Raw genomic sequence first — 14,452 nt, 5'->3', positions numbered from 1 at the left:
CCTACAGTGCAGTCATCCCTCACGGCCAAGCTGGCCATCTGCAAGGAACTGCCCTATGAAAACCCGCACCATGCTGACCGTAGCCGGTATCGCCATCATCACCGCCCTGTCCGCCTCCGCCATGGCCTTTGGCCCCGGCATGGACGACGGCGGCAAACCCCGCCGCGCCGAAATGCAGGCCTTCCGCGATGCCGTGATGTCCGGCGCGCTGACCGACGCCGAGCTGGCAACGCTGAAGAAAGACCGCGATGCGCTGCACGCGCAGATGGAAAAACTGCGGGCCGACGGCACGCTAAGCACCGAGGATCGGGCCAGTCTGCAAAAGATGCGCCAGACCATGCATGACAAGCTGCAGACACTGATCGCCAACAAGGATCGCACCCAGCCGCGCAGCAGCTGGCCGACGCAGTTGCTGCCGGAGCCTGGCCGCCACGGCCAGCCGCACGGTCGCGGCCACGATGGCGCCGGCGGCAACTGGGGCAGCCGTGACGACATGCAGGCGTTTCATGCCGCCGTGCAATCCGGCGCGCTGACCGATGCCGAGATCGCCACCCTGCGCCAGCAACAGCAGGCGCTGCACGCCAAGCTGCAGGAGCTGATCGGCAACAGCGACCGCACCCAGCCGCGCCAGATGCCGGCTGCGCCGCAGCCGTAATGACCATGACGGCGTGCCATGCAGCCCCGACATGGCACGCCGTCGTCACGCAAGATAGAATGCACTTATGAATCGGCTTTTTCCGACGCTGCTGCTCTGCATTGCGGCCAACCACGGTAACGCGGCACTGGCCGCACCACCGCTGTTTGCCGGGCCGCAACCGTTCCGCGACCAGCAGGATGGGGGCGACACCCTGCGCCTGCGCGAATTGCGCCTCAAGGAAGCAATCGATCGCGGCGAGCTGAGCCCGGAAGAAGCCAGACGCCTGCGCCAGTTCTACCGCCGCCACGAGGCGGTACGCCCTTTTCCGCCGGCCTCCGGTCTGGACAACCCGCCGGATGGACAGCAAGAGGGCAAGGGCTGGCGACGCTGGCGAAAAAAACAGGACCGGCTTAACGCACAGCCGTTTGCCGCACCGGACTAGCAGCGTGCAGGGTGCGCTGTAAGCTCCGGCTGGCAGGAGATTTGATATTGGGGGATGGGCATGAGATGGCTACGCTGGGCAGGGCTGCTGGCCGCAGGGTTGGCCGCATCACAGGTCTGGGCCGCATCGGCGGCCAGCTGCCGCAGCGAGGCGGACAGCCCGGCCTGCCAGTATCAGCAGGCGGGTGAGGCCAGCTGCAGCGACGTGGCCCGATCCGAGCGTACCGCCTGCCTGCAACAATTCACCCCGCCGGCCAACTGCCGCCGCGAACGCGACCAGGCCGCCTGCATCGCCCTGCAGCAGGCGCAATACCAATGCAGCCAGCAGCAGGGTGCGGCCCGCCGCCAGTGCCTTGCCGCCGCCCTGCCGGCGCCCACCTGCCGGCCGGGCACCGCCCAGGAGCGCTGCCGCGCCTTGCAGGAAGCCGCCAGCCGCTGTGGCGCCCTGTTCGGCAGCCGCCGCCGGCAATGCCAGCATCTGGCCATCCAGCAACTGGATGACGGCTCCGAGCAGCGCTAGTCCCCGCCATCACCATGAACAAGGCCGCCGGTCACCGACCGGCGGCCTTGTTGTTGCGGCCAACGTTGGCCGCAAGTCCTATGGCAGCAGAATGATGGAGCCGGTGGTCTGCCGCGCTTCCAGATCGGCATGCGCACGAGCGGCATCGGCCAGCGCGTAGCGCGCCGACGGCTGCACCTTGACCGCACCGGCGCCGATGCGCTCGAACAGCGCGGCGGCACTGGCTTCCAGTTCGCTGCGGCTGGCCACGTAGTCGCCGAGCTTGGGCCGGGTGAAGAACAGCGAGCCCTTCTGCGCCAGCAGCAGCGGCGCAAACGGCGGCACCGCACCGGAGGCATTGCCGAAGCTGACGAACATGCCGCGCGGCGCCAGGCAATCCAGCGAGATGTTGAAGGTGTCCTTGCCCACCGAGTCGTACACCACCGGCACGCCCTTGCCGTCGGTAATCTCGTTGACCCGCGCCACCACGTCTTCCTCGCGGTAGTTGATCACATGCTTGCAGCCCAGCCGGTGCGCGATGGCGGCCTTGTCGGCATTGCCGACGGTACCGATGACATGCACCCCCAGCGACTTGAGCCACTGCACCGCGATCTGTCCCACACCGCCGGCGGCGGCATGCCACAGCACGGTCTGTCCCGGCTGCACCGCGAAGGTACGGCGGATCAGGTACTCCACGGTCATGCCCTGCAGCATCACGCAGGCGGCGGGCTCGTCGCTGACATCGTCCGGCAGCCGCACCAGCGGCGCGGCATTCATCACCCGCTGCTGGCTGTAGGCACCCTGCGCCCCGCCGGCATAGGCGACACGGTCACCCACCGCCACATGGCTGACGCCCTCGCCCACCGCTTCCACCACCCCGGCCGCTTCCGTACCGAGGCCCGATGGCAACGTCAGCGGATACAAGCCGCTGCGATGGTAGGTATCGATGAAGTTGACGCCGATGGCGGTGTGGCGCAGCAACACTTCGCCCGCGCCGGGCTGGCCCGGATCGCTCTGTTCCAGCTGCAATACTTCCGGGCCGCCGGTGGCGTGAAAACGGATGATCTGGTTCATGGGTGCCTCCTGTCGGTGGGCGCCTCCCTGGCGCACATGGAGCGACATCTTGCAATAAAGCGGGCGGGATGGGCAGCAACAGGCTGTTCTGCAGACAGAACCGGTGGCTAGTGGCGCTGCGGCAGCCGGCCATCGACATGCAACAGCGCTGGCAGGCATTGCGGCCAACGTTGCAGCCGGTGGTCATCGCCATTGAAGATGCTCTGCCGCGCACCGGCGTAGTAGCCGGCTGCGATCCGCCAGTCCAGCACCTCGTCCTCGGTGCCCAGCACCAGCCAGTAGTTGGCCGCATGCACACTCTCCGGCCGGATCACCTCCAGCTCGGCCATGTGCTGCTCGGTCAGCACGTAGTCCTCGCCGGTATAGGGGTTGTGCTGCGGGCCGAGAAAGCGAGCCAGATCGCGTTCCGGATAGATGGCCGGATTGATCAGCACCGCCGGCAGATCGAAACGTTCGGCCAGATGGGTGGCGTAAAAGCCGCCCAGCGAACTGCCGATCAGCACCATCGGCTGCTGCTGCGTGACGATCAGCTCGGCCAGCTGTGCGATGGCAGTGGCCGGATACGGTGACAGCTGCGGCGCGGCAAACGTATGCAGCGGGGTACTGCTCGCCAGAAAATCACGCGTCTCGCGCGCCTTCAGCGATTGCGGCCCGGACTGGAAGCCGTGCAGATAAAGGTAGTGGGTCATGGTGGCCTGCGCGGGATGGATGCTTCAAGTGTATGCCAGCATCTGCGGTGTCATTGAAACCTTGTTCAGTGTGTCAGCCACTGGTAACGCTGCAGGATCTGCCGCAGTTCGCCGCTGCGCGCCAACTCGGCAATGGCTTGATTGAGCTGTGCCACACTAAAGCGCGACCTGGGCGCCACCGCGCAGTAGGTCGGCTGGATCGACACCTGCCACGGTTGCACCTTGATGTGCTGAGCCGCTGCGGCATGGCTGCGCGCCCAGCCGGCCAGCTCCAGCTCGGAGGTAATCACCGCATCCACCGCCCCCATGCCCAATGCCCGCAGCAGCGAATCCAGCCGCGGGTGATCCACCCGCACCGAAGCCCCGCGCTGCCACAACGACTGCACGTCGGGGTAGCTGTAACCGCGGATCACGCCGATGCGCAGCCCGGCCAGATCCTGCTGCGACTGGATCTGCCGCGGCAGGCTGTTGCCGGTAACCACCCGCTCCACCTGCGCATAGACATCACGCGTCCAGCCCAGCTTGTCGGCATCGCCGAACCATACCGGATTGGCGTTGCAGACGATGTCCACCTCGCTGCTTTCCAGCGCCGGTTCCACCCGGTTGCGCGACAGCAGCAAGAATCTGGCCTTGGCCGCCAGCTTGCCCGCCACGGCAACACCAATGTCATAGCTGAGACTCGGCGCCAGCTCGCGCGCCGCATTGATCACCACGATCGGCGGTGCATCCGACTCCGCCACGCCGACGCGCAGCTCTGCCGCCTGGCCGCTGCCGGCGGCGGCCAGGAGTGCCAACCATAGTGTGACTGCCAACTTCCGCATATGCGGCTCCCTGCTTCTTTTATATTGTATTCTTCTAAAGAATGAGCTTATCCGGCTGAATCGCAATGATAAGATGAAGCTCTTTTGTCTACGTAGTTTTACCTATAAAAGCAGCTTTCGCCATGTCCACACACGCTACGCACCCTGTTTTCGACCTGCTCGCGCGCCGCATCCTGATTCTGGACGGCGGTATGGGCACCATGATCCAGCGCCACAAGCTGGAAGAAGCCGACTACCGGGGCGAGCGCTTCAAGGACTGGCCACGCGATGTAAAAGGCAATAACGACCTGCTGGTGCTGACCCAGCCGCAGATCATTGCCGGCATCCACCAGGCTTACCTGGACGCCGGTGCCGACATCATCGAGACCAACAGCTTCAACGCCACCGCCATCGCCATGGCCGACTACGGCATGGAGTCGCTGGTGCGCGAGCTGAACTACGAAGCCGCCAAACTGGTGAAAGCGCTGTGCGTGGCAATGACCGCGGCCAACCCGGACAAGCCGCGCTTCTGTGCCGGCGTGCTCGGCCCCACCAGTCGCACCTGTTCCATCAGCCCGGACGTGAATGACCCGGGCTTCCGCAACGTGACCTTCGACGAACTGGTGGACACCTACAGCGAGGCCATCGACGGTCTGGTGCAGGGTGGTGCTGACTTCCTGCTGGTGGAAACCATTTTCGATACGCTGAACGCCAAGGCGGCAGTGTTCGCAATCCACAAGTATTTTGACGAGCGCCCACAGGTCACGCGGCTGCCGATCATGATTTCCGGCACCATTACCGACCAGTCCGGCCGTACGCTCACCGGCCAGACCACCGAGGCGTTCTACAACTCGCTGTCGCACGCCGACGCGATGAGCTTCGGCCTCAACTGTGCGCTGGGCCCCGACCTGCTGCGCCCCTACGTGGAAGAGATGTCGCGCATTTCGTCCACCTATGTCTCGGTGCATGCCAACGCCGGCCTGCCCAACCCGCTGGCGCCGACGGGTTATGACCTGACGCCGGAAGACATGGCACCTCAAGTGCGCGAGTGGGCCGAGGCCGGGCTGGTGAACATCATCGGCGGTTGCTGCGGTACCACGCCGGAACACATCGCCGCCATCTACCAGGCGGTGAAGGACCTGCCGCCGCGACAGCTGCCGGACATCGAGCCGAAATGCCGGCTGTCCGGTCTGGAGCCGTTCAACATCGGTGACAGCGATCTGTTCGTCAACGTCGGCGAGCGCACCAACGTCACCGGTTCCAAGGCCTTTGCCAAGCTGATTCTCAACGGCGACTACGCCACCGCCTTGGACGTGGCGCGGCAGCAGGTGGAAAACGGCGCCCAGGTCATCGACATCAATATGGACGAGGGCATGCTGGACGCCCACGCCGCCATGGTTCGCTTCCTCAACCTGATCGCCGCCGAGCCGGACATCAGCCGCGTGCCGATCATGATCGACTCCTCCAAGTGGGAAGTGATCGAAGCCGGCCTGAAATGCATCCAGGGCAAGGGCATCGTCAACTCCATCTCGATGAAGGAAGGCGTCGACAAATTCATCGAGCAGGCGCGCCTGCTGCGCCGTTACGGCGCGGCGGTGATCGTGATGGCCTTCGATGAAGTGGGCCAGGCGGATACCTTCGCCCGCAAGGTGGAAATCTGCGAGAAAAGCTACCGCATCCTGGTGGATGAAGTCGGCTTCCCGCCGGAAGACATCATCTTCGACCCCAACATCTTCGCGGTGGCCACCGGTATCGAGGAACACGCGCGCTACGGTCTGGACTTCATCGAGGCCACCGGCTGGATCAAGGACAACCTGCCGCACGCCAAGATTTCCGGCGGCGTGTCCAACGTGTCGTTCTCGTTCCGTGGCAACAACAAGGTGCGCGAGGCGATCCACGCCGTGTTCCTGTACCACGCCATCAAGCGCGGCATGACCATGGGCATCGTCAACGCCGGCGCGCTGGAGGTATACGACGAGGTCGATGCCGAGCTGCGCGAGCGTATCGAGGACGTGGTGCTGATGCGGCCAACCGCTGATGGCTCCGACGCCACCGAAAACCTGATCGCGCTGGCGGAGAAATTCAAGGGCGACGCGGTGGCCGGCAAGCAGGGCGAGGACCTGGCCTGGCGCGAGCTGCCGGTGGAAAAACGGCTGGAACACGCGCTGATCAAGGGCATCACCAGCTATATCGAGCAGGATACCGAGGAGGTGCGCGCCAAGAGCGAGCGCCCGATCCACGTGATCGAAGGCCCGCTGATGGACGGCATGAACGTGGTCGGCGACCTGTTCGGCGCCGGCAAGATGTTCCTGCCGCAGGTAGTGAAATCGGCGCGGGTGATGAAGGCGGCGGTGGCCTATCTGGAGCCGTTCATCGAAGAAGAAAAGATCCGCATGGGCCTGCAGGACGCGCCGGCCAAGGGCGTGATCATCATGGCCACGGTGAAGGGCGACGTGCACGACATCGGCAAGAACATCGTCGGCGTGGTGCTGCGCTGTAACAACTACAAGGTGATCGACCTCGGCGTGATGGTGCCGTGCCAGGCCATTCTGGATGCGGCGCGCGAGCACAACGCCGACATCATCGGCCTGTCCGGCCTGATTACCCCGTCGCTGGAAGAAATGGCGCACGTGGCCAAGGAAATGCAGCGCCAGAGCTTCGACATTCCGCTGCTGATCGGCGGCGCCACCACCAGCCGCGTGCACACCGCGGTGAAGATCGCGCCGCATTACAGCGGCCCGGTGATCTACGTGCCGGACGCCAGCCGCGCCGTCGGCGTGTGTTCCAACCTGCTGTCCGACACCCTGCGCGACCCGTTCGTGAAAGAAGTCGCCGACGACTACGCCAAGGCACGCGCCATTTTCGAAGGCCGCGGCGATGCCAAGCTGCTGCCGATTGCCGAAGCGCGCGCGCAACGCCACCGCATCGACTGGGCGAACTACACCCCGCCGACGCCGCAATGGCTGGGCGTGCGCCGCTTCGAGCATTATGACCTGGCCGAGATTGCCCGCTTCATCGACTGGACGCCGTTCTTCCAGAGCTGGGAGCTGGCCGGCCGCTTCCCGGCGATCCTGGACGACGAGATCGTCGGTGAATCCGCCCGCGCGCTGTGGGCGGATGCGCAGGCCATGCTGCAGCAGATCATCGACGAGAAGTGGCTGCAGGCCAACGCGGTAATCGGCCTGTTCCCGGCGCGCAGCGTGGACGTGGACGACATCGAGATTCTCGATCCGGACACCCGCGCGCCGCTGATGACCTGGGTCGGCCTGCGTCAGCAGCTGGTGAAAACCGATAAGGACGGCAACAAGAATCCGGACTGGTCGCTGGCCGATTTCATCGCCCCGGCCGACAGCGGCGTGGATGACTACATCGGCGCCTTCGCCGTCACCGGTGGCCTGGGTATCGACCCGCACGTGGCGCGTTTCGAGGCGGCCAACGACGACTACTCGGCGATCCTGCTGAAGGCGCTGGCCGACCGTTTTGCCGAAGCCTTTGCCGAGCTGATGCACCACCGCGTGCGTACCGAGTTCTGGGGCTATGCCGCCGGCGAAAACCTGGACAACGAGGCGCTGATCGACGAAAAGTATCAGGGCATCCGCCCGGCGCCAGGCTACCCAGCCTGCCCGGATCACACCGTGAAGCGCGAACTGTTCGAGCTGCTGAACGCACCGGCGATCGGCATGACGCTGACCGAAGGCTACGCCATGCTGCCGACGGCGGCGGTGTCCGGCTTCTACTTCAGCCATCCGGACAGCCGCTACTTCGGCGTCGGCAAGATCAGCCGCGATCAGGTGGAAAGCTACGCCCAGCGTCGCGGTGTCAGCGTGCAACAGGCCGAGCGCGACCTGGCGCCCAACCTGGGCTACAACGCGTAAGCCATGTCCTGCGGCCAACGTTGGCCGCATTACTCCGAAACGGCAGGCCGACAGGCTTGCCGTTTGTCATTTACCGCTACGATGTAAGCAATGATTGCCGATTAACCACGGTGCACCGCCCTACCGGGCGCGCCATCACCGCACAGGAGCAAACAGTATGGGCAAGGGCCGCCTGGAAGCATTCAGCGACGGTGTACTGGCGATCATCATCACCATCATGGTGCTGGAGCTGAAAGTACCGCACGGCAGCGGCTGGGGCGCGATAACGCCGCTGCTGCCCAGTTTCTGGAGCTATGTGCTGAGCTTCATCTACGTCGGCATCTACTGGAATAATCACCACCACCTGCTGCATGCCGCCAGCCGTGTTTCCGGCGGGGTGCTGTGGGCCAACCTGCACCTGCTGTTCTGGCTGTCGCTGCTGCCGTTGGCTACCGGCTGGATGGGAGAAAACCACTTTGCCGCGCTGCCCACGGCCGCTTATGGCGTGGTGCTGCTGCTGGCCGCCATTGCCTGGCATCTTTTGCAATTCAGCATCATGTGCAGCGACGGCCAGGGCTCGCCGCTGAAGCGGGCACTGGGTCACGACTGGAAAGGCAAGCTGTCGCCGCTGCTCTATCTTGCCGGCATCGCTGTCTCGCTGCGCTGGCAGTGGCTGGGGCAAGCGGTTTATGCGCTGGTGGCCCTGCTGTGGCTGATTCCGGACCGGCGGCTGGAACGCCTCCAGCAGCCATAGCGCCGACACCTGTCTGACTGCCACCACCGGTGATTTGACCTGCGACAGTCAAACCCCTGATTGCACTCATTTCATGACAATGGCACAGCGCCACACGATTACAATAGTCGCCATGCCCAATCGTCTCTACCACCTTTGCCTGCTGTTGGCCGCATTATGCGGCCAGATCGCTGCTGCCCAGCTGCCATTGCCGCCGTTGCTGCTGGCGCTGGGCGAGCACAAGCCGCCCTATATCCTGCAGGACAAGAATGCGGGCATCGAATACGAGCTGACCACCACTGCGCTGCGACTGGCCGGTTACGAACCGCAGGTGCAGTACATGCCCAACCAGCGGGCACAACTGGCGCTGGCCGATGGCCGGGTGGATGCCGCCATTTCGCGCAACGGCCCCTTCGTGTCGGTGCCTTACATCGCCTACCACAATATGGCGATCTCGCTGTGCAAGCCGCAGCTCAGCCTGGACAGCATCCACGCGCTGGGGCGCTTCCGCGTGGCCGCCTTCCACAATGCGCAGCGCTTTCTGGGCGCGGAATACGCCGACATGGCGCGCGTCAATCCGGATTATGTCGAAGTCTCGCCACAGGCCATCCTCGGCAACCTGTTGTATAGCGGCCGCACCGATGTGGTGATCTCGGACCTGTTCATCTTCCTGCAACTGCCGGCGCCGCCCACCCTGCCGGTCAGCTCCCGCCGCCCGGTGTGCAGCCACGCGCTGTTTCCGCCGACGCTGTATTCGCTGTCGTTCCGCAGCCCGGAAGCCCGCCAGCGCTTCAACAAGGCCATCCGGCAGCTGGCGCATTCCGGCTTCTACGAGCAGCTGGCGCAGCGCTACAAGCTGCTGGATCGCCAGGGACGGGCACTATTCAGCCCGGACACCGTGGTGCATACCCCGCCGGGCGGCCAACCCTGGGCGCTGACCGCGACCTCGCTGCTGAAGTAAACCCTGGCACACCGTCCGCGGCTGTGGCTTGCGGCCAACAGTGCCGACGCTTTATGCCGTCCGCCAGGATCGCGGCTTGTTGCCTTTCCCCCACTTTCTATACTCCATGTACACGCTGCTTCTTTGTCATTTTGCGGTCGCGAAGAGGATGCCAGACATGAAGAACAACACCATCTGGGCCGGATTGTTATGTGCGGTGCTGGCAGGCCACGCCGCCGCGCTCGATCTGTCGTTAGGCGCCGGCAGCAATGGCGAGGGGTCGAACTACTTCCGCTTCGGCGGGCAGCAGGAATTTGACAGCAGCTGGTGGCAAAGTCGCCACGGCCGGCTGACCGGTTACTGGGATGCCGCCGTCAGCTACTGGCAGGCGCAGGACAGCGCCGACAACCAGTCGCTGTCGGTATCGCCAGTGCTGGTTTACGAATTCCACGGCAACGGCATCCGCCCCTTCGTCGAGGCCGGCATCGGTCTGGCAGCCTTCCGCCATAGCCGGGTGGATGACCACAAGCTGGGCACCGCGCTGCAGATGGAAGACCGGCTGGGTGTCGGCCTGCGGCTGGGCGGCGGCCATACCCTGGGGCTGCGCGCCATCCATTACTCCAATGGCGGACTGAAACAGCCCAACGATGGCATCGAAGGCTATTCGCTGTATTACCAGTGGCAGTATTGAGTGGCCGCGGCCAACCCTAGCCCGGGCAGCAACGCTGGATCACCTGTGCCAGGGTAGCGAAATGGCGGGCAATATCGGCCTCGTCCACGTGGGCGTAGCCCAGCAACAAGCCCGGCTGTGCCTTGCTGCCGCGGTAGTACTGGCTTAACGGCCGGGTGAGGATGCCGGCCGCCATCGCCGCCTCGCTCACCGCCAGATCGTCGCTGCCAGCCGGCAGCCCCAGCACCAGATGCAGGCCGGCGGCGCCATCGTGAATCGGCAGCCGGTCGCCGAAATGCTGGCGGATGGCGCCCAGCAGCGCCTGCCGCCGCCGCGCGTACAACTGGCGCATGCGGCGGATATGGGCGACAAAATGACCCTCGGCAATGAAGTCCGCCAGCACCGCCTGCGTCAGGTACTGGCCACCGCGATACAGCTCGGACAGGCCGGTCTGGAAGCTTTCCACCAGCGCCTCCGGCACCACCATATAGGCCAGCCGCAAACCCGGGTAGATCACCTTGGAAAAGGTGGCCAGATAAATCACCCGCCCGTGTGGGTCCAGCCCCTGCAGCGATGGCAGCGGCGGCCGGCCGTAGCGGAACTCGCTGTCATAGTCGTCCTCCACGATCCAGCTGTTATGCCGGTGCGCGTAGGCCAGCAGCCGGCGCCGGCGCGCCAGGCTCATCACCGCCCCCAGCGGATACTGGTGCGACGGCGAGGCGTAGATCAGCCGCGGCTCGCCCTGCCGCGCGCCCTCGTCCACCATCAGCCCCTGTTCGTCCACCGCCACCGGCAGCGTCTGCAGGCCGGCACTGCGCCACACGCTGTGTACCCCCCAGTAGCCCGGATCTTCCACCCAGGCGCTATCGCCGCTGTCGGCCAGCAGCAATGCCACCAGCTGCATGGCGGCGTGGGTGCCGTTGGTGACGATGATCTGCTCCGGCGAACAGCGCACCCCGCGCGAGCTGCGCAGGTAGTCGGCCAGCTGCTGGCGCAAGGCCGGCAGGCCCGGCCCCACCGCGTAGGTGAGCAGGTCCGGCTGCGGCTTGCGCCACTGCCGGTTGTGCAAGCGCATCCAGATGCGAGCCGGAAAGGTGCGCACCTCCGGCACCCCCGGCATGAAAGCCCCCCACTGCCGCCCGGCGGCACCGGCCTGCGCCACCAGCGCCTGGCCGCGCGTCGAGATTGCCGCCTGTGCCGCTGACGGTACCGCCGGCTGGGCGGCCTCCAGCCCCACCAGCCGGTCCGGCCGGGTATCCAGCACAAACGTGCCCTGCCCGACGCCGGCACTGACATAACCCTCTGCGGCCAACCTTTCGTAGACGTGGATTACCGTGTTGCGCGCCACCCCCAGTTCCGCCGCCAGCTGCCGCGACGACGGCAGCCGCAGCCCCGGCGGCAACTGCTCCTGCAGCATGGCGTCGCGCAGCAGCCGGTACAGCTGCTGGTTGTTGGCCTCGCGGCTATGCGGGTCGAACTGCTGCTGCACCAGATCGCCGAGCAGTGGCGAACTGCCGGCGGCAGCGGGAGGCGGCAACCATGTCATGGCGCTATTGGTTCCATCAAAAAAACAGGATTGGGTCTAATTATATCGCCAATGGCCCCTTACACTGCCGGCCTGCATTCCCCCCGATGCAGCAATAACAATAAAACAACAAGATGGACCGCCTGCGCGGTCGTCCCCTGGACCAATAGAGAGAAAGTTTGATGAGCGCTCCCTCCTCCGGCTTGAGCCACGGGCTCAAGCAACGTCACGTCACCATGTTGTCGATCGCCGGCGTTATCGGTGCCGGCCTGTTCGTCGGCTCCGGCCACGCCATCGCCGAAGCCGGCCCGGCAGTACTGCTGGCCTACGCCATCGCCGGTCTGCTGGTGGTGCTGGTCATGCGCATGCTGGGCGAAATGGCGGTAGCCTCGCCCGATACCGGCTCGTTCTCCACCTATGCCGATCGCGCCATCGGCCACTGGGCCGGTTACATCATCGGCTGGCTGTACTGGTGGTTCTGGGTACTGGTGATTCCGCTGGAAGCCAACGCCGCCGCCACCATCCTGCATGCCTGGTTTGCCGGCGTGCCGATGTGGCTGTTTGCGCTGGGCATCACCGTACTGCTGACCATCACCAACCTGTTCAGCGTGAAGAACTACGGTGAATTCGAATTCTGGTTCGCGCTGGTGAAAGTGATCGCCATCGTCGCCTTCCTGGCCATTGCCGGCGCCGCCATCTGCGGCCTGATTCCGGGCAGCCAGGTCAGCGGCGTGTCGCAGCTGTTCTCCCACGGCGGCTTCATGCCCAACGGCTTCGGTGCGGTACTGGGCGCCATGCTCACCACCATGTTCACCTTCCTCGGCACCGAGATCGTCACCATCGCCGCCGCCGAATCCGACAACCCGCAGCAGCAGATCACCAAGGCCACCAACTCGGTGGTATGGCGGATCAGCCTGTTCTACCTCGGCTCCATCTTCGTGGTGACGGCACTGGTGGCGTGGAACGATCCGCAACTGGCGGCCCTGGGCTCCTACCAGCGCACGCTGGAGCTGATCGGCATCCCCAACGCCAAGGCCATCGTCGACGTGGTGGTGCTGATCTCGGTCGCCAGCTGCCTGAACTCCGCGCTGTATACCGCCTCGCGCATGCTGTACTCGCTGTCCACCCGCGGCGACGCGCTGCGCCTGTTCGGCACCGTGGCGGCCAACGGCACGCCGCAAAAAGCGGTGCTGGGCTCGATGGTGGTGGGTTTCCTCACCGTGATCGCCAACTACGTGATGCCGAAGGAAGTGTTCGACATCCTGCTGGCCACCTCCGGCACCATCGCGCTGCTGGTTTACCTGGCCATCGCCATCTCGCAGCTGCGCATGCGCCAGCGCATGATTGCCGCCGGCGAGACCCCGGCGTTCAAGATGTGGCTGTTCCCGTGGCTGACCTGGGCGGTAATCCTGTTCATCACCGCGGTGGTACTGCTGATGGCCTTCCGCCCGGATCACCAGATCGAGGTGATCGGCACCGGCGTGCTGACCCTGGCGCTGCTGGTCGTCGGCTGGATCCGCTCCCGCCTGTTCGGCACCCCGTGGCGCCACAGCAGCACCCTGCGCCCGGCCATGGCCCGCAACTGATTGGTTTGACCCTGCTGTGTCACAGCACTCGCCCGTCGCAACCGCGACGGGCATTTTTTTGCTTGCCGTCCGTTAGTACCGGGCGTTTCGCAGGCAAGAAACAAGGTTGGCCGCAAACCGGCAGCCAATGGCGGAACGCCCCTGCGGGGCTTACGCCCTGCAACACACGTTGTGTTGTATCAAGCGGCGAAAGGCATGCGGCCAGCGTTGTGTAGCGCCAGACTGCCCCACGGGGAGCGCCGGCCAAAATGGTGTTCGCCAGGTTTTAAGACGGCAGCTGAGCCGTTTGACGTTAGCAAACGGTGAATTGCCGGCGCCTGGCGAATGCCGTTTTGGCCGGGGTTTCGCGGACCATTAGGGCGAGCGGGGTCGCGAGGGGGCGGCGGCCCGCCCCCTCGCCCGTCTGCCGGGCGGAACCGGCGACTTCAAACAACATCCGCGCAGCGGATTCCATACCCAAGCAAAACACCACAGCAACGCGGTAATTGTTGGCCGCAAGCCGCAGCATGAAAAAAGCCGCCCACCCGAAGGTGAACGGCTTCACATAACCTAGCCGGCTCAACGCGCCGCCAGCCGCTGCAGGATGTTGGAAAACTCTTCCATGAACGAGTCGAAGCGCCCTGCCAGGCGATCGACATCGGCGGCAAAACGGTTGTAGGCCACCACCGCCGGAATCGCCGCGAACAGGCCGATGGCGGTAGCGATCAGCGCCTCGGCAATACCGGGCGCCACGGTGGCAAGCGTGGCCTGGCCGGCGTTACCCAGCCCGATAAAGGCGTGCATGATGCCCCACACCGTGCCGAACAGCCCGATATACGGGCTGACCGAGCCGACGGTGGCGAGGAACGCGTTGTGATGATCCAGCGCATCCAGCTCGCGCTGCGCGGCGGCACGCATCGCGCGTCGCGCGCCGTCCAGCTGGTCGGAGGCCTCCATGCCGCTCTGGCGGCGCAGCTTGAGGAACTCGGCAAAGCCGGCCTGAAACAGCTTCTCGCTGCCGGCAG

14 protein-coding genes are annotated in these 14,452 nt (G+C 65.1%); 8 read left to right on the top strand and 6 right to left on the bottom strand.

The features are described 5' to 3' along the window. Positions 1-55 precede the first annotated feature (55 nt). The 3 genes from HU218_RS00070 to HU218_RS00060 all read left to right on the top strand — a co-directional run bounded on the left by HU218_RS00070 (position 56) and on the right by HU218_RS00060 (position 1,598). A complete protein-coding gene (locus HU218_RS00070) occupies positions 56-655 on the top strand; it encodes a hypothetical protein (RefSeq protein ID WP_174872878.1) in 600 nt (199 codons plus the stop codon). Positions 656-722: 67 nt separating this feature from the next. Next, positions 723-1,079 (top strand): hypothetical protein, encoded by a 357-nt coding sequence (locus HU218_RS00065; RefSeq protein WP_174872877.1) that lies wholly within the window; start codon positions 723-725, stop codon positions 1,077-1,079. A gap of 60 nt (positions 1,080-1,139) precedes the next feature. Continuing rightward, positions 1,140-1,598, top strand: a complete 459-nt coding sequence (locus HU218_RS00060) for a hypothetical protein (protein ID WP_174872876.1) — start codon at positions 1,140-1,142, stop codon at positions 1,596-1,598. Positions 1,599-1,676: 78 nt separating this feature from the next. On the opposite strand, the gene HU218_RS00055 is transcribed toward HU218_RS00060, so the two are convergent. The 3 genes from HU218_RS00055 to HU218_RS00045 all read right to left on the bottom strand — a co-directional run bounded on the left by HU218_RS00055 (position 1,677) and on the right by HU218_RS00045 (position 4,161). Then, a complete protein-coding gene (locus HU218_RS00055; protein ID WP_174872875.1) occupies positions 1,677-2,651 on the bottom strand; it encodes a quinone oxidoreductase family protein in 975 nt (324 codons plus the stop codon). 107 nt (positions 2,652-2,758) lie between these two features. Further along, complete coding sequence (locus HU218_RS00050; RefSeq protein WP_174872874.1) at positions 2,759-3,340, bottom strand: YqiA/YcfP family alpha/beta fold hydrolase; 582 nt, start codon at positions 3,338-3,340, stop codon at positions 2,759-2,761. Positions 3,341-3,405: 65 nt separating this feature from the next. After that, the gene (locus HU218_RS00045; protein ID WP_174872873.1) at positions 3,406-4,161 is read right to left on the bottom strand and encodes a substrate-binding periplasmic protein; all 756 of its coding nucleotides are present in this window, start codon (positions 4,159-4,161) and stop codon (positions 3,406-3,408) included. A gap of 122 nt (positions 4,162-4,283) precedes the next feature. On the opposite strand from HU218_RS00045, the gene metH reads away from it, so the two are divergent. From metH to HU218_RS00025, 4 genes are all read left to right on the top strand, one after another. Further along, positions 4,284-8,015 carry a methionine synthase gene (gene metH / locus HU218_RS00040; RefSeq protein WP_174872872.1) on the top strand — a complete coding sequence of 1,244 codons (3,732 nt, stop codon included), beginning with the start codon at positions 4,284-4,286 and terminating at the stop codon, positions 8,013-8,015. A gap of 157 nt (positions 8,016-8,172) precedes the next feature. Then, positions 8,173-8,748, top strand: a complete 576-nt coding sequence (locus tag HU218_RS00035; RefSeq protein WP_174872871.1) for a TMEM175 family protein — start codon at positions 8,173-8,175, stop codon at positions 8,746-8,748. Between the two features lie 112 nt (positions 8,749-8,860). After that, positions 8,861-9,688: a substrate-binding periplasmic protein gene (locus HU218_RS00030; protein ID WP_174872870.1), complete on the top strand. Its 828-nt coding sequence runs from the start codon at positions 8,861-8,863 to the stop codon at positions 9,686-9,688. A 157-nt stretch (positions 9,689-9,845) separates the two neighbouring features. Next, the gene (locus HU218_RS00025; RefSeq protein ID WP_174872869.1) at positions 9,846-10,358 is read left to right on the top strand and encodes an acyloxyacyl hydrolase; all 513 of its coding nucleotides are present in this window, start codon (positions 9,846-9,848) and stop codon (positions 10,356-10,358) included. 16 nt (positions 10,359-10,374) lie between these two features. On the opposite strand, the gene pdxR is transcribed toward HU218_RS00025, so the two are convergent. Beyond that, complete coding sequence (gene pdxR, locus HU218_RS00020; protein ID WP_174872868.1) at positions 10,375-11,883, bottom strand: MocR-like pyridoxine biosynthesis transcription factor PdxR; 1,509 nt, start codon at positions 11,881-11,883, stop codon at positions 10,375-10,377. A 161-nt stretch (positions 11,884-12,044) separates the two neighbouring features. Between pdxR and gabP the strand changes: the two genes are divergently transcribed. Beyond that, positions 12,045-13,448 (top strand): GABA permease, encoded by a 1,404-nt coding sequence (gene gabP, locus HU218_RS00015; protein ID WP_174872867.1) that lies wholly within the window; start codon positions 12,045-12,047, stop codon positions 13,446-13,448. Between the two features lie 292 nt (positions 13,449-13,740). Here gabP and HU218_RS00010 read toward each other — a convergent pair whose 3' ends face one another. After that, positions 13,741-13,992, bottom strand: a complete 252-nt coding sequence (locus HU218_RS00010) for a hypothetical protein (RefSeq protein WP_174872866.1) — start codon at positions 13,990-13,992, stop codon at positions 13,741-13,743. Between the two features lie 14 nt (positions 13,993-14,006). Further along, on the bottom strand, positions 14,007-14,452 hold a 446-nt coding region (locus tag HU218_RS00005), incomplete at its 5' end, for a MotA/TolQ/ExbB proton channel family protein (RefSeq protein WP_174872865.1).

This window comes from Vogesella oryzae (genome assembly GCF_902829295.1).
GTDB lineage: Bacteria > Pseudomonadota > Gammaproteobacteria > Burkholderiales > Chromobacteriaceae > Vogesella > Vogesella oryzae.
Note: the sequence above shows the minus strand (reverse complement) of the source record. Positions and strands in the feature narration are given on the sequence as shown.

Coding starts and splice junctions, on each gene's coding strand:
- HU218_RS00070 (WP_174872878.1), top strand. CDS start 56: ATGAAAACCCGCACCATGCTGACCGTAGCCGGTATCGCCATCATCACC.
- HU218_RS00065 (WP_174872877.1), top strand. CDS start 723: ATGAATCGGCTTTTTCCGACGCTGCTGCTCTGCATTGCGGCCAACCAC.
- HU218_RS00060 (WP_174872876.1), top strand. CDS start 1,140: ATGAGATGGCTACGCTGGGCAGGGCTGCTGGCCGCAGGGTTGGCCGCA.
- HU218_RS00055 (WP_174872875.1), bottom strand. CDS start 2,651: ATGAACCAGATCATCCGTTTTCACGCCACCGGCGGCCCGGAAGTATTG.
- HU218_RS00050 (WP_174872874.1), bottom strand. CDS start 3,340: ATGACCCACTACCTTTATCTGCACGGCTTCCAGTCCGGGCCGCAATCG.
- HU218_RS00045 (WP_174872873.1), bottom strand. CDS start 4,161: ATGCGGAAGTTGGCAGTCACACTATGGTTGGCACTCCTGGCCGCCGCC.
- metH (WP_174872872.1), top strand. CDS start 4,284: ATGTCCACACACGCTACGCACCCTGTTTTCGACCTGCTCGCGCGCCGC.
- HU218_RS00035 (WP_174872871.1), top strand. CDS start 8,173: ATGGGCAAGGGCCGCCTGGAAGCATTCAGCGACGGTGTACTGGCGATC.
- HU218_RS00030 (WP_174872870.1), top strand. CDS start 8,861: ATGCCCAATCGTCTCTACCACCTTTGCCTGCTGTTGGCCGCATTATGC.
- HU218_RS00025 (WP_174872869.1), top strand. CDS start 9,846: ATGAAGAACAACACCATCTGGGCCGGATTGTTATGTGCGGTGCTGGCA.
- pdxR (WP_174872868.1), bottom strand. CDS start 11,883: ATGACATGGTTGCCGCCTCCCGCTGCCGCCGGCAGTTCGCCACTGCTC.
- gabP (WP_174872867.1), top strand. CDS start 12,045: ATGAGCGCTCCCTCCTCCGGCTTGAGCCACGGGCTCAAGCAACGTCAC.